This is a genomic window from Microbacterium sp. CFBP 8801 (genome assembly GCF_014839455.1).
GTDB lineage: Bacteria > Actinomycetota > Actinomycetes > Actinomycetales > Microbacteriaceae > Microbacterium.
Map to the genome: position 1 here is coordinate 562,281 of NZ_JACYNU010000001.1, position 20,726 is coordinate 583,006.

Sequence of the window (20,726 nt, forward strand, 5' to 3'; positions counted from 1 at the left end):
CCCGGTGCACCGAACACGCCCCGATGTCGCGCCTTCGGCGTGGCCGACACTGCCGTGGCTGCCCCGCCGGGCGCCGCGGCACACGCCGCGGCGGGCCCTCGGCACAGTCCGAGCCCGCGTCGGCTAGAATACGAGGATGCTTCGGCGCTTCCGGCGCCGCATCCACCCCATCCCGCCGAACCAGGAGGTTCCCCATGGCCGGACGTGACAAGGGCATCATCGACCCGCCCATCGACGCACTGCTCGACAAGGTCGACTCGAAGTACCAGCTGGTCATCTACGCGTCCAAGCGTGCGCGTCAGATCAACGACTACTACTCCGACCTGCACGAGGGCAACCTCTTCGACAACGTCGGGCCGCTCGTCGACTCGACCGTCGAAGACAAGCCGCTGACGATCGCGCTGCACGAGATCCACGAAGACAAGCTGCGTCTGCGCGCTGCGGAGTAATCTCCCGGCGAGACCCGCTCACACGTGAACTGTTCACAGATGTGACGATGCCCCGGACGGCCGTGCGCCGCCCGGGGCATACTTGTGCCCGTCCCCACCTCGCTACCCTCCCGGAGTCGCCTTGACCGACCTGCGCCTGTTCACGTCCGAGTCCGTCACCGAAGGACACCCCGACAAGATCTGCGACCAGATCTCCGACAGCATCCTCGACGCCATCCTCACCGACGACCCCACCGGTCGCGTCGCCGTCGAGACCCTCGTCACGACCGGTCTCGTGCACGTGGCCGGCGAGGTGTCGACCAGCGCCTACGTCGAGATCCCGGCGATCGTGCGCGACGTGGTCAACCGCATCGGCTACACCTCCAGCGACACGGGCTTCGACGGCGAATCGTGCGGCGTCTCGATCTCGATCGGCGCACAGTCGTCCGACATCGCCGCGGGCGTCAACAAGGCGTTCGAGCAGCGCGAGCGGGGCTCGGTCGATCCCCGCGATCTGCAGGGCGCGGGCGACCAGGGCATCATGTTCGGCTTCGCGACGAACGAGACCCCGCAGCTCATGCCGATGGCGATCTGGACCGCCCATCGCATCGCCGAGCGCCTGGCATCCGTCCGCAAAGACGGCACGCTCCCGTTCCTGCGCCCCGACGGCAAGACGCAGGTCACGCTCGGCTACGAGGGCCTGGTTCCACGCACCGTCGACTCCGTCGTGCTGTCGACGCAGCACCACCCCGACATCTCGCAAGAAGACCTGCGCGCCGAGGTACAGGCCGCTGTCATCGACCCCGTGCTGGCCGAGACGGGTCTCGAGCTGCTCGACGTCAAGTACTACATCAACCCGGCCGGCCCGTTCGTCATCGGCGGCCCCAAGGGCGACGCCGGTCTCACCGGTCGCAAGATCATCATCGACACCTACGGCGGGGCCTCCCGTCACGGCGGCGGCGCTTTCAGCGGAAAAGACCCGTCGAAGGTCGACCGCTCGGCCGCCTACGCCATGCGATGGGTGGCGAAGAACGCCGTCGCCGCGGGCCTCGCCGACCGCCTCGAGGTGCAGGTGGCCTACGCCATCGGCAAGGCCAATCCCGTCGGGTTGTACGTGGAGTCGTTCGGAACGGCGCACGTGGCCGACGACGTGATCGTGCGCGCGATCCGCGAGGTGTTCGACCTGCGCCCCAAGGCCATCGTCGACCAGCTCGATCTGCTGCGCCCGATCTACGCGCAGACCGCGACCTACGGCCACTTCGGCCGCGAACTGCCCGACTTCACCTGGGAGCGCACCGACCGCGTCGACGAGCTGCGCGCCGCCTCCGGGATCTGAGCGTGCAGCACGGCCGCGGGCCACGCGGCTCCGTCGGCGTTGCGCGTCTCGGGGTTGCGGGCATCGGTGTCGCGGGTCTTGGCGGCGCGCGAGTCGGCGAGGCGGGCGCCAGCATGGTCGGCGTTCCGGGCGTCGGCATTGCGGGTCTCGGCAGCACGCACGTCGGCGCCGCGGGCCTCTGCACCGCGGGCCTGGGCACCGCGGGCGTCGGCAGCGCGCATGATCGCGCCCGCGGGAGTAGCTCGTGAGCGAGCGCCGCGTGGCGCGCGTGCAGCTCGAGTCGCCCGTGCCGCAGCTCGATCGCCTGTTCGACTACGCCGTGCCGCACCCGCTCGTCGGCGACGTCGCACCGGGAGTGCGGGTGAAGGTGCCGTTGCGCTCGGCCGGTCGCATGATGGACGCCTTCGTCGTCGAGGTCGTGGCCGATGACGGCAGCGAGCGTCCCCTGTCGTCTATCGAGACGGTCGTCTCGCCGATGCCGGTGCTGCCCGAGCGGCTGTACACGCTCGCGCGGCGAGTCGCCGACCGCGCGGCGGGATCGGTGAGCGACGTGCTGCGCCTGGCCGTCCCCAAGCGCATGGTGCGCGCCGAGAAGGCCTGGGCGGCCGCCCCCGCCCCCGAACCGCCCGAGGTCGTTCCCGCCGCCCTCGAGCGCGCCCATCAGCTGCTCGCCCCCTACGCCGACCTCGCCGCGGCGATCGACGGCGGCGAGCGCATCGCCGTCGATGCCCCTCCGCATCCGAGTGCCGACCTGCCGCGCGGCGCGTGGGCGGATCTTCTGGCCGCCGCCGCCGTGCACACGTTGGCGCGGGGACGCAGCGCCGTGCTCGTCGTTCCCGACTACCGCGATCAGGCGCAGCTGCTGGCGGCTCTGGCCGAGCTGGTGACCCCGGATGCCATCGTGCGCGACGATTCCGATCAGTCCGGCCCCGCCCGCTACGCGCAGTATCTGCGTGCCCTCGCCCCGGTGCCGTGCATCGTGGTGGGTCGTCGATCGGGTGTGTACACCCCGGCGCACGACACGGGTCTCGTGGCCATCTGGGACGACGGTGACTCCCTGCTCGCCGAGCCCCTGGCCCCGGGTGTGCACGCGCGCGACGCCGCCCTGGTGCGGCAGGAGCTCGAGGGTTCCGCCCTGCTGTTCGCCGGGCACACCCGGACGACCGACGTGCAGCGCCTGGTCGAGGTGGGGTACGTCCGTGAGATCGTGCAGACCCGTCGCCCCAGCCCGCGCATCGTGCTCAGCGCCACCCGCGAGGGCGAGCAGCGCATGTCGCGCGTCCCGTCGTCGGCGTTCGCGGCGGCCCGTGAGGCGCTGAAGAGCGGTCCCGTGCTCGTGCAGGTCGCACGTCCCGGGTACGCGCCGTCGCTCGTCTGCGCCGACTGCCGTCGCCCGGCCCGCTGCGCGCACTGCGCGGGGCCCTTGCGTGCCGCGCGGCCGGGGGCGACCCCGGTGTGCTCCTGGTGCGGGCGCAGTGCCCACGCCTGGACGTGCGGGCACTGCGGGTCGGCCAAGCTGCGCATGGCGTCGTCGGGCAGCGAGCGCACCGCCGACGAGCTCGGTCGTGCGTTCCCGAACACGCGGGTGATCGTCGCCGACGGTGCGCATCCGGTGGCCGAGGTCGACGACCAGCCCGCCCTGATCATCGCCACTCGCGGGGCCGAGCCCCTGGCGCGCAAGGGCTACCGCGCCGTCATCCTGCTCGACGGTGACCGCATGCTGCAGAGCGAGGCCCTACGCATCGCCGAGAGCTGCCTGCGCTGGTGGTCGAACGCCGCCGCCCTCGCCGCCCCGGGCGCTCCGGTGCATCTGGTCGGGGTCGCCGGACCCGTCGCCCGGGCGCTGGCGACCTGGACTCAGCCGGCCTACGCGCGCGGCGAGCTCATCGACCGTGCACCGCTGCGCATGCCGCCCGCCGTGCGGGTGGCCAGCGTCGACGGGCGCACCCGCAGCGTCGACGCGCTGCTGGGGTCACTGCGCGAGACGGTGCCCGAGCTCGACCCGCTCGCCATCCTGGGCCCGGTCGACACCTCCGAGACCCCCGACGTCGCCACCTCCCGGGCGCTGGTGCGCTTCGACTACGCACAGGGACGCGCGGTGGCCGAGGCCCTGCGGGCCGGAGTGATCGCCGACGCTCTGCGCGCGCGCAAGTCGCGGAAGAATCGCGGTCCCCAGCCGCGCAGTACGCTCAGAGTTCGTCTCGACATCCCCGAGCCCGATCTGTGAGCGTGCGGCGATCCCGACCACCCGCTCCGCACAGCCCGCTTCGAACCGTCTGAGGAGAACCATGCGCCTCGTCTTCGCCGGCACCCCCGCCGTCGCCGTCCCCTCGCTCCGTGCCCTGGCATCCGGTCCGCACGAGATCGCCGCCGTCGTCACGCGCAGTGATGCACCCTGGGGCCGCAGGCGCGTGCTCACGCCCTCGCCGGTGGCGCAGGCCGCCGACGGGCTGGGCCTGCCGGTGATCAAGGCCGACCGCCTCGACGCCGACGTCACCGCCCGCATCGCCGCGCTCGAGCCGCAGCTCGGCGTGATCGTCGCCTACGGCGGGCTCGTGCGCGAACCGCTGCTGTCGACGCCCTCGCACGGGTGGATCAACCTGCACTTCTCCCTGCTGCCGCGCTGGCGCGGCGCCGCCCCCGTGCAGCGGGCGCTCATCGCGGGCGACGCGGTGACCGGGGCCAGCGTCTTCCAGCTGGTCGCCGCTCTCGACGCGGGCGACGTGTTCGCCGAGGAGCGCTATGCCGTTCCCTCCGGTGCGACGTCGTCCGAGGTGCTCGACGCCCTCGCCGAGCTCGGCTCGCCCCTGCTGGCCCGCGTGGTCGACGACATCGCCGCCGGAACGGCCGTCGCCACCCCGCAGGCGGGTGAGGCGACCGTCGCGCCCAAACTCGTGCTCGCCGACGGTGCGCTCGATCTCACCCGCGACGCCGAGGCCCTCCTGCACCAGATCGCCGGGGTCACGCCCGAGCCCGGCGCCCACACCACGCTCGACGGCGCCCGGTTCAAGGTGCTGCGGGCGACCCCCTCCGACGCGCCGCCGCTGCCGCCCGGGAGGGTCGCGGCATCCGGAAGAGACGTCATCGTCGGCACCGGCACGACGCCCCTGCGCCTCGAGAGCGTGCAACCCGCCGGTAAGGGCGCCATGGACGCGGGGGCCTGGTTCCGTGGTCTGCGCACGAGCGATCCGGCGCTGGGCGCATGATCGTGCAGGGAGCGCGCTCGGTCGCGTACGACGTCCTGCGTGCGGTCTCGGGTGACGAGGCCTACGCCAACCTGCTGCTCCCGCACGCGATCGTGCGGGCGAAACTCGACGCGAAAGACGCCGGTCTGGCCACCGAGCTCACGTACGGCACCCTGCGCCGTCGTGGCACGTACGACGCGATCATCGCCGCCGCCGCCGACCGGACGATCGACCGCATCGACCCGGCGGTGCTCGACGCCCTGCGGCTCGGCGTGCACCAGTTGCTGTCGACCCGCGTGGCCTCGCACGCCGCGGTCAACGAGTCCGTCGAGCTGGCGCGTCGCCACGGCGGTGGCAAGGGCGCCGCGGGCTTCGCGAACGCGGTGCTGCGCCGAGTCTCGCGCGACACCCCCGGCCAGTGGATGGACCGCATCGCCGCCGACGCCCGCAGCGACGACGAGCGCCTCGGGCTGACGACCTCACACCCGGTGTGGATCGTGCGGGCGCTCCGCCGCGCCCTGACCGCCGAGGGCCGGGCCGACGAGCTCGACGCACTGCTCGCGGCCGACAATGTCGCCCCGCGGGTCGCGATGGTCGCCCTCCCCGGCCTCGCCGAGGTTCCCGGCGACGCCACCCACACGCCGTACGCCCCCACGGCGTTCCTCACGCGCGGCGGAGACCCCGAGGCGCTCATCCGTTCTTCCGGTGGCCGCATCCGTGTGCAAGACGAGGGATCCCAGCTCGCGGCCCTCGCCCTCAGCCGCGCGTTCCCCGTGCGCGAGGGAGAGCGCTGGCTCGACCTGTGTGCGGGTCCCGGCGGCAAGACCGCCCTGCTCGGTGCCGAGGCCCTCGCCCACGGTGCGCACCTCGACGCCAACGAGATCGCCCCGGCGCGCGCGGGGCTCGTGCGCCAGGCCGTGGCATCCGTCCCCCTCGACATCGAGGTGAGCGAAGAAGACGGTCGCGAACGCGCGACCCGCACGCCGGGGGAGTACGACCGCATCCTCGTCGATGCCCCGTGCACGGGGATCGGGGCGTTGCGACGCCGACCCGAGGCGCGGTGGCGCAAGACTCCGAGCGACGTTCCCGACCTCACCGCTCTGCAGCACGACCTCGTGCTCGCGGCCTTCGAGGCGCTGAAGCCCGGGGGAGTCGTCGCCTACGTCACGTGCTCGCCGCACCTCGCCGAGACCGCGGGCGTCGTGGCCGAGGTCAAGCGCGCCCTGGGCGATGCGGTGGAGGAGCTCGATGCCCGCGCCGTCGTGCGCGACATCGTCGGTGAGCCCATCGATCTGCCCGACCAGGCCGACGGTTCGCTCCGCGCCCAGCTGTGGCCCCACCGCCACGGCACGGATGCCATGTCGATTGCCCTCCTGCGCAAGCGCTGAGACACTCACCACGCGTGAGTCGCCACGATTTGTCGCTCCCACGCCGCCTGCGGCGACACATCGTGGCACCTCACGCATCCCTGCACCGGGGTCCGCCGACCGACGCGCCCATAATGGTCGAGTGCCTACCGACGCCCCGCGCATCAACCCGAGCATCCTCGCCGCCGACTTCGTGAACATGGAGGCCGAGCTCGCACGCATCGCGGGCGCCGACTTCGTGCACGTCGACGTGATGGACAACCACTTCGTGCCGAACCTCACGTTCGGGCCGCAGATGGTGGGCCGCATCCAGCAGACGAGCCCGGTGCCCCTCGACGTGCACCTCATGATCGACGACCCCGACCGCTGGGCTCCCGCCTACGCCGAGCTGGGTGCAGCGTCGGTCACCTTCCACCTCGAGGCCGCGGCGTCACCCGTGGCTCTGGCCCGGCAGTTGCGCGCGATGGGCGCGCGCGCCGGAGTGGCGGTGAAGCCCGGCACCCCCGTCGAGAACCTGTTCGACGTGCTGAACGAGTTCGACCAGATCCTCGTGATGACCGTCGAACCGGGTTTCGGGGGGCAGTCGTTCATGCCCGAGACGATGCCCAAGCTCCGCTCACTCGCCGACGAGGCGAAGCGTCGCGGCTCGGCCGTCTGGCTGCAGGTCGACGGCGGCATCGGCGAATCGACGATCGCCCAGGCCGCCGAGGCCGGGGCCGACACCTTCGTCGCCGGATCCGCCGTCTTCGGCGCCGACGACCCCGACCGCGCCATCCAGTCCCTCCGCGCCTCCGCCGCCCGCCACCACCACTGAGCCGCGCCCGCGCCACCGCCCGGCGCCGCGTCTGGCCCCATCGGGTGTCGCCCTCACGCATAAACGCTGATCCTGCGCATAAACGCGCTGCCGTACCGTTTACGCGCAGGATCAGCGTTTATGCGAGGTGACGGGGGCACCCGGATGCCGTCACCGGGGCCGCATGGGCGCTGACGGCCTTTCCGCGGCGCGTCGCCCCGCCCGCCGCGGGCGCCACCCACCCCGCCGCACCCGCAGCCGGCACCGCCGCCGCCGCCGCCCGCCGACCCCGCCGCACCCGCCGCGCACCCCTGCGGGCATCCCCACCCCCGCCGACCCGATACCCTGGAACCGTGAAGACCTTCGACGACCTGTTCGCGGAACTCAGCGCCAAGGCCGTCGAGCGACCCGAGGGGTCCGGCACCGTCGCTCAGCTCGACGCGGGCGTGCACGCCATCGGCAAGAAGATCGTCGAAGAGGCCGCCGAGGTATGGATGGCCGCCGAGTACGAGTCCGACGCCGCCGCCGCCGAAGAGATCTCGCAGCTCCTCTACCACCTCCAGACGCTCATGCTGGCCAAGGGCTTGTCGCTCGAAGACGTCTACCGACATCTCTGAGCCCCGCTCCTCCTCCCACAGCTCGCCCCACACGAAAGCCCCCGTCATGCTGCGAATCGCCGTGCCGAACAAGGGGTCGCTCGCCGAAACCGCCGCCGAGATGCTCTCGGAGGCCGGGTACACCGGACGACGCGATTCCAAAGACCTCTACACCGTCGACCCCGTCAACGAGGTCGAGTTCTTCTACCTCCGCCCCCGTGACATCGCGACCTACGTCGGCTCCGGTGCGCTCGACGTCGGCATCACCGGCCGCGACCTGCTGCTGGATGCGCGCATGCCCGGCGCCCGCGAGGTCGAGTCGCTCGGCTTCGCCGGTTCCACGTTCCGTTTCGCCGGTCGCCCCGGACGTTTCACCGAGATCGCCGACCTCGAGGGGCTCCGCGTCGCCACCGCCTACCCGGGCCTCGTCGATGCGTTCCTCGACGAGCGCGGCATCGCCGTCGACATCGTTCCGCTCGACGGCGCGGTCGAGTCCGCCGTGCAGCTCGGAGTGGCGGATGCCGTGGCCGACGTCGTCTCCACCGGCACGACACTCCGTCAGGCGGGGCTCGAGATCTTCGGGCCCGTGCTGCTGCAGTCCGACGCCGTGCTGATCGCCGGTCCCGAAGAGGCCCCTGGCACCGAGACGCTGCTGCGGCGCCTGCGCGGCGTGCTCGCGGCCCGCAAGTACGTGCTGATCGACTACGACCTGCCGGCGGCGCTCGTCGAGCAGGCCGTCGCCGTGGCCCCGGGCCTGGAGTCGCCGACGATCTCGCCGTTGCGCGACCCCGAGTGGGTGGCCGTGCGGGTGATGAGCCCGCGCCGCGACGTGAACCAGGTCATGGACGCGCTGTACGCGATCGGCGCCCGCGCGATCCTCGTCACCGAGATCCTCGCCGCGAGGCTCTGATGACCCTCGCGCGTCGCGTCATCCCGTGCCTCGACGTCGCGGGCGGCCGCGTCGTGAAGGGCGTCAACTTCCTCGACCTGCGCGACATGGGCGACCCCGTCGAACTCGCGAAGCTCTACTTCGACCAGGGCGCCGACGAGGTCACGTTCCTCGACGTCACCGCCACGGTCGACGAGCGCTCGACGACCTACGACGTCGTCCGCCGCACCGCCGAGCAGGTGTTCATCCCCCTCACCGTCGGCGGGGGAGTGCGCTCTGCCGACGATGTCGCCCGGCTGCTGTCGGTCGGCGCCGACAAGATCGGCGTGAACTCCGCCGCGATCGCGCGCCCCGCCCTCATCGACGAGATCGCCGACCGCTTCGGCGCTCAGGTGATCGTGCTCTCGCTCGACGTCAAGCGGGCGGCATCCACCCCCTCGGGTTTCGTCGTGACCACCCACGGTGGGCGCACCGAGACGACCCTCGACGCCCTGGAGTGGGCACGCGAGGCCGTCGAACGCGGGGCCGGCGAGCTGTTGGTCAACTCGATCGACGCCGACGGCACGAAACAGGGCTTCGACCTCGAACTCGTCCGCCTGATGCGTCAGGTGGCCGCCGTGCCCGTCATCGCCTCGGGCGGCGCGGGAGCACTGGAGCACTTCGCCCCGGCGGTGCAGGCCGGTGCAGACGCCGTGCTCGCGGCATCCGTCTTCCACTCCGGTCAGCTGACCGTGGGTCAGGTCAAAGACGCGATGGCGTCCGAGGGGATCGAGGTGCGCCGGTGAGCGTCGACCGCGTGAAGTACGACGCCGACGGACTCGTCGCCGCCGTCATCCAGCAGTTCGACTCGCGCGAGGTGCTGATGGTCGGGTGGATGGATGCCGAGGCCCTCAGCCGTACGCTGACCACCGGCCGGGTGACCTTCTGGTCTCGCTCGCGTCAGGAGTATTGGCGCAAGGGCGACACGTCGGGCCACATCCAGCTCGTGAAGGGGGCGCGCCTCGACTGCGACGGCGACACCCTGCTCATCGAGGTCGACCAGATCGGCGCCGCGTGCCACACGGGCGACCACACCTGCTTCGACGCCGACGACCTGCAGCCGGTCGTGGGGGAACGGTGATGCGTCGCGCCCGATCGATGTCGGTGCTCGCGATGCTGCTGGCGGGAGCCATCGGCGTCATCTCCTCGACGCAGACGTGGATCGATGTCACCCTCGACGACGGCGCGCAGCAGACGCTCGCGGTGCCCGGCGCCGAGGCGCTCCCGGTGCTCACCCCGCTGAGCCTCGCCGCCCTCGCGCTGGGAGCGGCTCTCTCGATCGTCGGCCCCGTCCTGCGCTACGTCTTCGGTGCCCTGGGTCTCGCGATCGCCGCGCTCGTCGGGTTCGGCACCGTTCAGATCCTCGTGGCCACGCCCGTCTCGGCGACCGCCGCCACGGTCACCGACGCCACCGGCATCTCGGGAACGGATGCCGTGGCCGCGCTCGTGTCGAACCTGTCGCTCACCCCGTGGCCCGCGGTGACGCTGCTCGCACAGGTCGTGCTGGCCGCTGCCGCCGTGTTCACCCTCGTCACCGCGCGCGGCTGGACGTCGGGCGCGAGCCGTAAGTACCGCACCGCCACCGAGGCGGGCGCCGACAGCGGCCGCCCCCACGACGCGATCGACTCGTGGGACGATCTGTCGCGCGGCGACGACCCCACGGCCTGATCCGTCGCGCGGCGGCCGGGTCGAGACCGACCTCGCGACATCGAGACGTCGGGACCGGGGAGACGCTCGCGCTTCGATAGACTTGGTCCACGCTTTCCCCCGCGCCCGCGCGCGACTGTAAGGAGCCCCATGAGCAACCCCATCGGCGATCCCGGCCACGGACACTCGCCCGCCGCCTGGACGGCCGTGATCATCATGCTCGCCGCCTTCGCGTTCGGCACGCTGTTCTTCTGGCTCGACTTGCCCGTGCTCGTGTGGGCCTCGGTGGGTCTGCTCGTCGTCGGCGCCATCGTGGGCTGGGCCATGTCCAAGGCCGGCTACGGCGCGAACGGCGCGAAGTCCAACCCGAAGGCGCACTGACCGTGCTGGCCGATCTCACGGCCGGGGCAGTCGAAGACGCGCAGAAGCGCGAAAGCACGCGCTCTCTGTCGTCGGTCGAGCACGACGCGCTCGCGCAGTCACCGGCGCGTGACGCACTGGCGCTGCTGGCCCCCGCCGACCGGGTGAAGATCATCGCCGAGGTCAAGCGCGCGAGTCCCTCGCGCGGCGATCTCGCCGACATCCCCGACCCCGCGCTCCAGGCCCGACTGTACGAGCAGGGTGGCGCCTCAGCGATCTCCGTGCTCACCGAGGGCCGCAAGTTCAAGGGAAGCCTCGCCGACCTCGAAGCCGTCCGCGCGGCGGTCGACGTGCCGGTCCTGCGCAAAGACTTCATCGCCACGCCGTACCAGGTGCTCGAGGCCCGCGCATCAGGCGCCGACCTGGTGCTGCTGATCGTCGCCGCGCTCGACCAGAAGACGCTGGGTGAGCTGTACACGCTCACGAACGAGCTCGGGATGACCGCCCTCGTCGAGACGCACTCGGCCGACGAGCTGGAGCGCGCCGCCGACATCGGAGCCAGGCTCATCGGCGTCAACGCCCGCAACCTCTCGACCTTCGAGCTCGACCGCGACCTGTTCGGCTCCCTCGCCGATCGCTTCCCGGCCGACGCGACCAAGATCGCCGAATCGGCCGTGCTCACCCCCGCCGATGTGGCCCACTACCGCGCCGCGGGTGCGGACGTCGTGCTCGTGGGCGAGGCCCTCGTCACCGGCGACCCCGTCGCCACGCTCCGCGCGTTCCTCCAGGAGACCTCATGACCACCGTGCGCGATCAGAAGCTGCGCGATCAGAAGGGGCCGTTCTTCGGCGACTTCGGCGGCCGCTACATGCCCGAATCGCTCATCGCCGCGATCGACGAGCTCACCGCGGTCTACGAGTCGGCGATGGCCGACCCGGCCTTCCACACCGAGCTGACCGCGCTGCTGCACGACTACGCGGGCCGCCCCTCGGTTCTCACCGAGGTGCCGCGCTTCGCCGAGCACGCCGGCGGCGCGCGGATCTTCCTCAAGCGCGAAGACCTCAACCACACCGGCTCGCACAAGATCAACAACGTGCTCGGCCAGGCATTGCTGACCAAGCGCCTGGGCAAGACGCGCGTGATCGCCGAGACCGGCGCCGGCCAGCACGGCGTCGCCACCGCGACCGCCGCGGCCCTGTTCGGCCTCGAGTGCGTCGTGTACATGGGCGAAGTCGACACCGAGCGTCAGGCCTTGAACGTCGCACGCATGCGACTGCTCGGCGCCGAGGTCGTGCCCGTCACGACCGGATCGCGCACGCTGAAGGACGCCATCAACGAGGCGTACCGCGACTGGGTGGCCTCGGTCGAGACGACCAACTACATCTTCGGCACCGCCGCGGGCCCGCACCCGTTCCCCGCAATGGTGCGCGACTTCCAGAAGATCATCGGTGAAGAGACGCGAGCGGAGTTCCTCGAGCGCCTCGGCCGCCTCCCCGACGCCGTCTTCGCCTGCGTCGGCGGCGGTTCCAACGCGATCGGCATGTTCGACGCGTTCCTCGACGACGAGGGCGTCGCGCTCTACGGCGTCGAAGCCGCCGGTGACGGCGTCGACACGCCCAAGCACGCGGCATCCATCGGCCGGGGCCGCCCCGGCGTGCTGCACGGCGCGCGCACCTACGTGCTACAGGACGAAGACGGGCAGACCACCGAGTCGCACTCGATCTCGGCGGGTCTCGACTACCCGGGCGTCGGCCCCGAGCACGCGTGGCTCGCCGACATCGGTCGGGCGCAGTACATCCCCGCCACCGACGACGAGGCCATGCAGGCCCTGCGTCTGCTGTCGCGCACCGAGGGCATCATCCCCGCCATCGAGTCGGCGCACGCCCTCGCCGGGGCGCTGCGCGTGGGGCGCGAGCTGGGCCCCGACGCCATCATCGCGATCAACCTCTCGGGGCGCGGCGACAAAGACATGGACACCGCCGCGCGCTACTTCGACCTGTACGACGCCGAGCACGCGACCGAGGGCCCCGAGGGCGGCGCGCAGACGCACGCCGCAGAGACCGTGTCCGCGGCCCCGGGTTCGCCCGTCGAGGTGACGCCGGCTCCGGATGCCGCGAGCGGTGCGGGAGTGGAGCTGTGACCTCTCGTGTCGCCGCGGCCATCGAGGCCGCCCACGCCGAGGGTCGGGGCGCCTTCGTCGGCTACCTGCCCGCGGGCTTCCCCGACGTCGCCAAGAGCATCGAGGCCGCTGTGGCGCTGGCCGAAGCCGGCGCCGACGTCATCGAGCTCGGCCCGCCCTACAGCGACCCCGTCATGGACGGCCTCGTCATTCAGGAGGCCACCCAGACGGCGCTGGCGAACGGGTTCCGCATGCGCGACCTGTTCACGATCATCCGCGAGGTCACCGCCCGCACCGACGTGCCGGTGCTGGTCATGACGTACTGGAACCTCGTCGAGCAGTACGGCGTCGACCGCTACGCCGACGACCTCGTCGGCGCCGGGGGAGCGGGGCTCATCACCCCCGACATCACCCCGGATGCCGCGGCCGAGTGGATCGCCGCGAGCGAGCGCACCGGCCTCGACCGGGTGTTCCTCGCCGCACCGACGTCGTCCGACGACCGCCTGAGAATGATCGTCGAGGCCTCCACCGGCTTCGTCTACACCGTCTCGACCATGGGGATCACGGGCGAGCGCACCCAGCTCGACGCCGCGGCCCGTGACCTGGTCGCGCGGCTCCGCGCGTTCGGCGCCACGCACGCGTGCGTCGGCATCGGCATCTCCAACGCCGCCCAGGTGGCGGGCGTGGTCGAGTACGCCGATGGCGCGATCGTGGGCACGGCCCTGGTCAAGGCGCTCCGCGACGGCGGCGTCGAAGGGTTGTCCACCCTTGCTCGCGAGCTGTCCGCGGGTGCCGTGCAGCGCGCTTAGACTCGTCAGCATGACGTTCGCCCTCTCGAGCGCCGCCTCCGGCGTGCTCGCAAGCATCCCGAGCCCGACGATCTCCTACGTCGACCTGGGTCCGCTCCGCATCCACTTCTATGCCCTGTGCATCGTCGCGGGAATCATCGTCGCGATCTTCCTCACGAACGCGCGCCTGACGCGTCGTGGCGCCGAGAAGTGGGTCGTCATCGACATCTGCCTGCTGGCGGTTCCACTCGCGATCGTGGTCGCGCGCATCTATCACGTCGTCACGCACCCGGGCTTCTACTTCGGCCCGGGCTCCAACCCGTGGAACATCACCGAGCCGGGCTCCGTGTGGGCCATCTGGGAGGGCGGCATCGCCATCTACGGCGCACTGATCGGTGGCGCCATCGGCGCGTTCCTCGGCTGCAAGTGGACCGGTATCCGGTTCTGGACCTTCGCCGACGCACTCGCTCCCGGGCTCATCATCGCCCAGGCCATGGGCCGCTTCGGCAACTGGTTCAACCAGGAGCTCTTCGGTCAGCCCACCGACCTTCCCTGGGGCCTCGAAATCGCCGCGGGCAACACGGCCATCCCCGTCGGACTGCCAACCGGCACGCTTTTCCAGCCGACCTTCCTCTACGAAGTCATCTGGAACCTGCTCGGCGCCGCCGTCATCCTGTGGGCGGGAAAGCGCTTCACCCTGCAGTGGGGCAAGCAGTTCGCGATCTACCTCGTCTGGTACTCCGCGGGCCGCATCGTCTGGGAGTCCATCCGAATCGACCCCAGCGAGATCATCCTGGGCCTGCGCACGAACGTCTGGGCGGCCATCTTCGGCGTCGTCCTGGGCATCGTGATCTTCGCCGTGCAGTCGCGTCGTCACCTCGGTCTGGAGCCGTCGCCCTACGTCCCCGGTCGCGAGAGCAAGGCTCCCGGGGCTGTAGACTCAGGCGACCCCTCTGACTTCGTCGACGTGAGCGAGCCGCCCGCGACGAGCGACACCGTCGGCACCAGCGCCACAAGCAGCCCCGCCACGAACTAATTCTCCGGGCCGACGTCGTCCCATTCGAAGCATCAACGTGAGGACGGTTGATATGGCTTCCAGCCTGCGTTCCGACACCGTCGGAGGAACGTTCCCGGTCCGCCAGGGAATGTACGACCCGTCGTTCGAGAAAGACGCCTGTGGCCTCGCCATGGTCGCCACTCTCCGCGGCGTGGCCGGCCACGACATCATCGATCTGGCGCTGACGGCGCTGCGCAACCTCGAGCACCGCGGGGCCATCGGCTCCGACGCGGGCACGGGCGACGGTGCCGGCATCCTCACCCAGATGCCCGACGCCTTCCTGCGCGCTGTCGTCGACTTCGACCTGCCGCCGGTGGGGGAGTACGCCGCCGGCATGGTCTTCCTGCCGCTCGGCCACGACGAGCGCGCGGCGATGAAGGCGGGGATCGAAGAGATCGCCCGCCACGAGAACCTCGAGGTCCTCGGCTGGCGCGAGGTGCCCGTCGAGCACGAGAACCTCGGCAAGCTCGCCTACGAGGCCCGACCCGCCTTCGAGCAGCTGTTCATCGCGCGCCCGGCCGTCGGCGATCAGCCCGCCCTCTCGGGGATCGAGCTCGACCGCCGCGTGTACCGCCTGCGCAAGCGCGCACGCCACGAGATCGACGCGTACTTCGTGTCGCTGTCGAGCCGGACGCTCGGCTACAAGGGCATGGTCACGACCCTGCAGCTCGAGCCGTTCTACCCCGACCTGTCGGACGAGCGCTTCGTCTCGGAGCTCGCCGTCGTGCACTCGCGGTACTCCACCAACACCTTCCCGTCGTGGCCGCTCGCGCAGCCGCTGCGCATGCTCGCGCACAACGGCGAGATCAACACGGTCAAGGGCAACCGCAACTGGATGCGCGCGCGCCAGTCGCAGCTCGAGTCCGAGCTCATCGGCGACGTGCGTCCGCTGCTGCCGATCTGCACCGAGGGTGCCAGCGACTCGGCCTCGTTCGACGAGGTGCTCGAGCTGCTCACGCTCACCGGGCGCAGCCTCCCGCACGCGATCATGATGATGGTCCCCGAGGCGTATGAGAAGCAGGCCACGATCGACCCCGATCTGCGCGCCTTCTACGACTACCACTCCATGCAGATGGAGCCCTGGGACGGCCCCGCCGCCCTCATCTTCACCGACGGCACGGTCGTCGGCGCCACGCTCGACCGCAACGGGCTGCGCCCGGGTCGCTGGACCGAGACCACCGACGGCCTCGTCGTGATCGGTTCCGAGACCGGCGTGCTCGATTTCGCGCCCGAGCGCATCAAGCGTCGCGGCCGGCTGCAGCCCGGTCGCATGTTCCTCGTCGACACGGCCCAGCGCCGCATCGTCGAAGACGAAGAGATCAAAGCCGAGCTCGCGAGCCTGCAGCCGTGGGGCGAGTGGGTCGACAAGGGCCGCGTCAAGCTCAGCGAGCTGCCCGAGCGCGAGCACATCGTGCACCCGATCGCCTCGATCACCCGCCGCCAGCGCACCTTCGGCTACACCGAAGAAGAGGTGCGCATCCTGCTCACCCCCATGGGTCAGGGCGGCGCCGAGCCCCTCGGCGCCATGGGCAGCGACGCGCCCGTCGCCGTGCTGAGCGACCGTCCGCGCATGCTGTTCGACTACTTCTCGCAGCAGTTCGCGCAGGTCACCAACCCGCCGCTCGACTCGATCCGCGAAGAAGTCGTCACCTCGCTGTCGCTGGGTCTCGGTCCCGAGCGCAACCTGCTCGACTGGGGACCCGACCACACCCGCACGGTCACGCTCGACTTCCCCGTGATCGACAACGACGAGCTCGCCAAGATCCAGCACATCGACACCGCCCTGCGCGGACGGTCGTCGGTGACGATCCGCGGTCTGTACCGCGTCGAGGCCGGTCACAAGGGGCTGCAGAAGCGTCTGACGCAGATGTGCAGCGAGGTCGACCAGGCGATTGAAGACGGTGCCGAGTTCATCGTGCTCAGCGACCGCGACTCGAACAAGGACCTCGCTCCGATCCCGTCGCTGCTCATGCTGGCCGCCGTGCACCACCACCTCATCCGCAAAGAGACGCGCATGAAGGTCGGGCTGGTCGTCGAGGCCGGCGACGTGCGCGAGGTGCACCACGTGGCGACCCTCATCGGGTACGGCGCGTCGGCGGTGAACCCCTACCTGGCGATGGAGACCGTCGAGTACCTCGTACGGGCGGGCTTCATCACGGGCGTCACGCCGCAGAAGGCCGTCAAGAACCTGATCTACGCGCTCGGCAAGGGCGTGCTGAAGATCATGTCGAAGATGGGCATCTCGACGGTGTCGTCGTACGCCGGCGCCCAGGTCTTCGAGGCCGTGGGCCTGTCGCGCGACTTCGTCGATGCGTACTTCACCGGCACCGAGTCCAAGCTCGGTGGTGTCGGACTCGACGTCATCGCCGCCGAGAACGCCTCGCGCCACGAGTACGCCTACCCCCAAGACGCCGCGGCCCGCGCGCACGAGCGTCTGTGGACCGGCGGCGAGTACCAGTGGCGTCGCGACGGTGCCCCGCACCTGTTCAACCCCGACACGGTGTTCCGCCTGCAGCACGCCACGCGCGAGCGCCGCTTCGACATCTTCCGCGAGTACACGCATCTCATCGACGACCAGGCGCACGAGCTCAAGACGCTCCGCGGCCTGTTCGCGTTGCGCACCGACGTGCGTCCGCCCGTGCCGATCGACGAGGTCGAACCGGTCTCGGCCATCGTGAAGCGCTTCTCGACCGGCGCGATGAGCTACGGCTCGATCTCGAAAGAGGCGCACGAGGTCCTCGCGGTCGCCATGAACCGGATCGGCGGCAAGTCGAACACCGGCGAGGGCGGAGAAGACGTCGACCGCCTGCTCGACCCCGAGCGTCGCAGCGCCATCAAGCAGGTGGCATCCGGTCGGTTCGGTGTGACGAGCCTGTACCTCACCCAGGCCGAGGACATCCAGATCAAGCTCGCCCAGGGCGCGAAGCCCGGCGAGGGCGGTCAGCTGCCTCCGACCAAGGTGTACCCGTGGGTGGCGCGGACGCGTCACGCGACCGCGGGCGTGGGCCTCATCTCGCCCCCGCCGCACCACGACATCTATTCGATCGAAGACCTCAAGCAGCTGATCTTCGACCTCAAGCGCGCCAACCCGTCGGCCCGCATCCACACCAAGCTCGTGAGCCAGTCGGGCATCGGTGCGGTCGCCGCCGGCGTCGCCAAGGCGCTCAGCGACGTCATCCTGGTCTCGGGCCAGGACGGCGGCACGGGTGCGAGCCCCATGAACTCGCTCAAGCACGCGGGTACGCCCTGGGAGCTCGGCCTGGCTGAGACGCAGCAGACGCTCATGCTCAACGGCATGCGCGACCGCGTGGTCGTGCAGGTCGACGGGCAGATGAAGACCGGCCGCGACGTCGTGATCGGCGCGCTGCTGGGCGCCGAGGAGTTCGGTTTCGCGACCGCCCCCCTCGTCGTCTCGGGCTGCATCATGATGCGCGTGTGCCACCTCGACACGTGCCCCGTGGGTGTCGCGACGCAGAACCCCGTACTGCGCTCGCGCTTCACCGGCAAGGCCGAGTACATCGTCACCTTCATGGAGTTCATCGCCCAGGAGGTGCGAGAGTACCTCGCCGCCCTCGGCTACCGCTCGATCGACGAGATCGTCGGGCGCACCGACCTGCTCGACGTCAACGAGGCGATCCAGCACTGGAAGGCGCGCGGACTCAACCTCGCGCCGATCCTCGAGGGACCCCGCTTCGCCGACGACGAACCGCGTCGACACGCGCGCAACCAGAACCACGAGCTCGAAGAGCACTTCGACGTGCAGCTCATCGAGCGCGCGCAGGACGTCATCGCGCACGGCGGTCAGCTCACGATCGACCTGCCCATCCGCAACACGGCCCGCGCGGTCGGGACCATGCTCGGCCACCACGTCACCAAGGCGCGCGGCGAGCACGGTCTGCCCGAGAACTCGATCGACGTGCGTCTGACCGGCTCGGCCGGACAGTCGTTCGGTGCGTTCATGCCCGCCGGCATCACGCTGCGCCTCGAGGGCGACTCCAACGACTACGTCGGCAAGGGCCTGTCGGGCGGGACGATCGTCGTGCGGCCGCCGCGCGGCTCGTCGTTCGCGGCCTCCGAGAACGTCATCGCCGGAAACGTCATCGGCTACGGCGCCACGCAGGGGCAGATGTTCCTCAACGGCGTCGTCGGCGAGCGGTTCCTCGTGCGCAACTCCGGCGCGACGGCGGTCGTCGAGGGCGTGGGCGACCACGCGCTCGAGTACATGACCGGTGGACTCGCGGTCATCCTCGGCGACACGGGCCGCAACCTCGGCGCCGGCATGTCGGGCGGCCAGGCCTACGTCTACCGACTCGACAGCGACCTCGTGAACCGCGAGGCCTTGGCATCCGGCGAGCTCGTGCTGGGCGCCCTCGGATCCGGGGATGCCGAGATCCTGCGCGACCTGCTCGAGAAGCACGTCGCAGAGACCGATTCCACCCTCGCCCGTCGTCTGCTCGACGACTTCGAGACCGAGGTGGACAATTTCGTCCGGGTGCTGCCGCGCGACTACGCCGCCGTGCTGCAGACCCGCCAGGAGGCGGTTGCCGAGGGGCTCGACCCCGACGGCGACGTCGTCTGGAAGCGCATTCTGGAGGTGACGGGTGGCTGACCCGAAGGGCTTTCTCAAGACGACGGAGCGCGAGCTCCCCAAGCGTCGACCGGTGCCCGTGCGCATCATGGACTGGAAAGAGGTGTACGAGCCGGGGGATTCGGCCGTCATCAAACGCCAGGCCGGGCGCTGCATGGACTGCGGCATCCCGTTCTGCCACAAGGGCTGCCCGCTCGGCAACCTGATCCCCGAGTGGAACGACCTCACGTGGCGGGGCGAGGGCCGTGCCGCCATCGAGCGCCTGCACGCGACGAACAACTTCCCCGAGTTCACCGGTCGGCTCTGCCCGGCGCCCTGCGAGAGCTCGTGCGTGCTGGGCATCAACCAGCCCGCCGTGACGATCAAGCAGGTCGAGGTCTCGATCATCGACGAGGCCTTCTCGAACGGCTGGGTCGAGCCCGAGCCGCCCGAGCGCCTCACCGGCAAGACCGTCGCCGTCGTGGGCTCCGGTCCCGCCGGCCTCGCCGCGGCACAGCAGCTGACGCGTGCGGGTCACACGGTGGCCGTGTTCGAGCGCGACGACCGCATCGGCGGCCTCATGCGCTACGGCATCCCCGACTTCAAGATGGAGAAGCGCCACCTCGAGCTGCGACTGCGCCAGATGCAGGCCGAGGGCACGCGTTTCCGCGCGGGCGTCGAGATCGGCAAGGACATCTCGTGGAGCGACCTGCGGGCGCGCTACGACGCCGTCGTGGTGGCCACCGGTTCGACCCTGCCGCGCGACCTGGCCATTCCGGGCCGCGACCTCGACGGCGTGCACTACGCCATGGAGTACCTCATCGAGGGCAACAAGGCCGTCGCCGGCGACCAGGTGCCGCAGCAGATCTCGGCCGAGGGCAAGCACGTCGTCGTCATCGGCGGTGGAGACACGGGCGCCGACTGCATCGGCACCGCGCACCGTCAGGGCGCGCTGAGCGTGACGAACCTCGCCATCGGCAAGCAGCCGCCGTCGGAGCGCCCCGAGAATCAGCCGTGGCCGATGATGCCGAACCTCTTCGAGATGGCCTCGGCCCACGAAGAGGGAGGGGAGCGCTCCTTCCTCGCGTCGACCGTCGAGTTCCTCGGCAACGCCGCGGGCGAGGTCCGGGCCCTGCGGGTCGCCGAGACCGAGTACCTCGACGGCCGCCGTGTGCCCAAGAGCGGCACCGAGCGCGAGATCCCCGCCGACCTCGTGCTGATCGCCATGGGCTTCACCGGCCCCGAGAGCGCGCACCTCAGCGACCAGCTGGGCACGCGGTTCACCGATCGCGGCAACGTCGAACGCGATGCCACGTACGCGACCTCGACGCCGGGCGTGTTCGTCGCCGGCGACGCGGGTCGCGGCCAGTCCCTCATCGTGTGGGCCATCGCCGAGGGCCGTGCGGCCGCCGCCGAGGTCGACACGTTCCTCATGGGCGAGACGGTGCTGCCCGCACCGGTGCGCCCGACCGATGTCGCCATCGGCCTTCTGCCCACCTAAGCTGGCAAGGGCCGATCGGCCACTTCCCGAAAATTTCACGGAGCTTGAAACCGG

At 70.9% G+C, this 20,726-nt stretch carries 18 protein-coding genes; all 18 read left to right on the top strand.

Going from position 1 to position 20,726, the window contains the following annotated elements; translation table 11 throughout:
• Positions 1 to 194 precede the first annotated feature (194 nt).
• Positions 195 to 449, top strand: coding sequence for a DNA-directed RNA polymerase subunit omega (gene rpoZ / locus IFR11_RS02665; RefSeq protein ID WP_055837405.1), 255 nt, complete (start codon positions 195 to 197; stop codon positions 447 to 449).
• Positions 450 to 570: 121 nt separating this feature from the next.
• Entirely contained in the window at positions 571 to 1,764 is a 1,194-nt protein-coding gene (gene metK, locus IFR11_RS02670; protein ID WP_191915120.1) for a methionine adenosyltransferase, read from the top strand.
• Between the two features lie 244 nt (positions 1,765 to 2,008).
• The gene (locus IFR11_RS02675; protein ID WP_191915121.1) at positions 2,009 to 3,991 is read left to right on the top strand and encodes a primosomal protein N' family DNA-binding protein; all 1,983 of its coding nucleotides are present in this window, start codon (positions 2,009 to 2,011) and stop codon (positions 3,989 to 3,991) included.
• 61 nt (positions 3,992 to 4,052) lie between these two features.
• Positions 4,053 to 4,970 (top strand): methionyl-tRNA formyltransferase, encoded by a 918-nt coding sequence (fmt, locus tag IFR11_RS02680; RefSeq protein ID WP_191915122.1) that lies wholly within the window; start codon positions 4,053 to 4,055, stop codon positions 4,968 to 4,970.
• Positions 4,967 to 6,337 (top strand): RsmB/NOP family class I SAM-dependent RNA methyltransferase, encoded by a 1,371-nt coding sequence (locus IFR11_RS02685; protein WP_191915123.1) that lies wholly within the window; start codon positions 4,967 to 4,969, stop codon positions 6,335 to 6,337. Before fmt ends, IFR11_RS02685 begins: the two co-directional genes overlap by 4 nt.
• Positions 6,338 to 6,458: 121 nt before the next feature.
• Positions 6,459 to 7,130 (top strand): ribulose-phosphate 3-epimerase, encoded by a 672-nt coding sequence (gene rpe, locus IFR11_RS02690; protein WP_082509713.1) that lies wholly within the window; start codon positions 6,459 to 6,461, stop codon positions 7,128 to 7,130.
• A gap of 332 nt (positions 7,131 to 7,462) precedes the next feature.
• Entirely contained in the window at positions 7,463 to 7,726 is a 264-nt protein-coding gene (locus IFR11_RS02695; protein ID WP_055837422.1) for a phosphoribosyl-ATP diphosphatase, read from the top strand.
• Positions 7,727 to 7,772: 46 nt separating this feature from the next.
• Positions 7,773 to 8,615, top strand: a complete 843-nt coding sequence (hisG, locus tag IFR11_RS02700) for an ATP phosphoribosyltransferase (RefSeq protein ID WP_055837425.1) — start codon at positions 7,773 to 7,775, stop codon at positions 8,613 to 8,615.
• A complete protein-coding gene (gene hisF / locus IFR11_RS02705; protein ID WP_055940204.1) occupies positions 8,615 to 9,379 on the top strand; it encodes an imidazole glycerol phosphate synthase subunit HisF in 765 nt (254 codons plus the stop codon). Before hisG ends, hisF begins: the two co-directional genes overlap by 1 nt.
• Positions 9,376 to 9,714 (top strand): phosphoribosyl-AMP cyclohydrolase, encoded by a 339-nt coding sequence (gene hisI / locus IFR11_RS02710; protein WP_055837432.1) that lies wholly within the window; start codon positions 9,376 to 9,378, stop codon positions 9,712 to 9,714. The genes hisF and hisI overlap by 4 nt, the downstream gene beginning before the upstream one ends.
• The gene (locus tag IFR11_RS02715; RefSeq protein ID WP_191915124.1) at positions 9,714 to 10,301 is read left to right on the top strand and encodes a Trp biosynthesis-associated membrane protein; all 588 of its coding nucleotides are present in this window, start codon (positions 9,714 to 9,716) and stop codon (positions 10,299 to 10,301) included. Before hisI ends, IFR11_RS02715 begins: the two co-directional genes overlap by 1 nt.
• Before the next feature lie 129 nt (positions 10,302 to 10,430).
• A complete protein-coding gene (locus IFR11_RS02720) occupies positions 10,431 to 10,661 on the top strand; it encodes a DUF6704 family protein (RefSeq protein ID WP_055837438.1) in 231 nt (76 codons plus the stop codon).
• Between the two features lie 2 nt (positions 10,662 to 10,663).
• Complete coding sequence (gene trpC, locus IFR11_RS02725; protein ID WP_191915125.1) at positions 10,664 to 11,440, top strand: indole-3-glycerol phosphate synthase TrpC; 777 nt, start codon at positions 10,664 to 10,666, stop codon at positions 11,438 to 11,440.
• Positions 11,437 to 12,780, top strand: a complete 1,344-nt coding sequence (gene trpB / locus IFR11_RS02730) for a tryptophan synthase subunit beta (RefSeq protein WP_191915126.1) — start codon at positions 11,437 to 11,439, stop codon at positions 12,778 to 12,780. The genes trpC and trpB overlap by 4 nt, the downstream gene beginning before the upstream one ends.
• Positions 12,777 to 13,568 (top strand): tryptophan synthase subunit alpha, encoded by a 792-nt coding sequence (gene trpA, locus IFR11_RS02735; RefSeq protein ID WP_191915127.1) that lies wholly within the window; start codon positions 12,777 to 12,779, stop codon positions 13,566 to 13,568. Before trpB ends, trpA begins: the two co-directional genes overlap by 4 nt.
• A 10-nt stretch (positions 13,569 to 13,578) precedes the next feature.
• Positions 13,579 to 14,583 (top strand): prolipoprotein diacylglyceryl transferase, encoded by a 1,005-nt coding sequence (lgt, locus tag IFR11_RS02740; protein WP_191915128.1) that lies wholly within the window; start codon positions 13,579 to 13,581, stop codon positions 14,581 to 14,583.
• 52 nt (positions 14,584 to 14,635) lie between these two features.
• Positions 14,636 to 19,213, top strand: coding sequence for a glutamate synthase large subunit (gene gltB / locus IFR11_RS02745; RefSeq protein ID WP_244630513.1), 4,578 nt, complete (start codon positions 14,636 to 14,638; stop codon positions 19,211 to 19,213).
• Entirely contained in the window at positions 19,206 to 20,672 is a 1,467-nt protein-coding gene (locus IFR11_RS02750) for a glutamate synthase subunit beta (protein WP_055837457.1), read from the top strand. Before gltB ends, IFR11_RS02750 begins: the two co-directional genes overlap by 8 nt.
• The last annotated feature ends 54 nt before the right edge of the window (positions 20,673 to 20,726 follow it).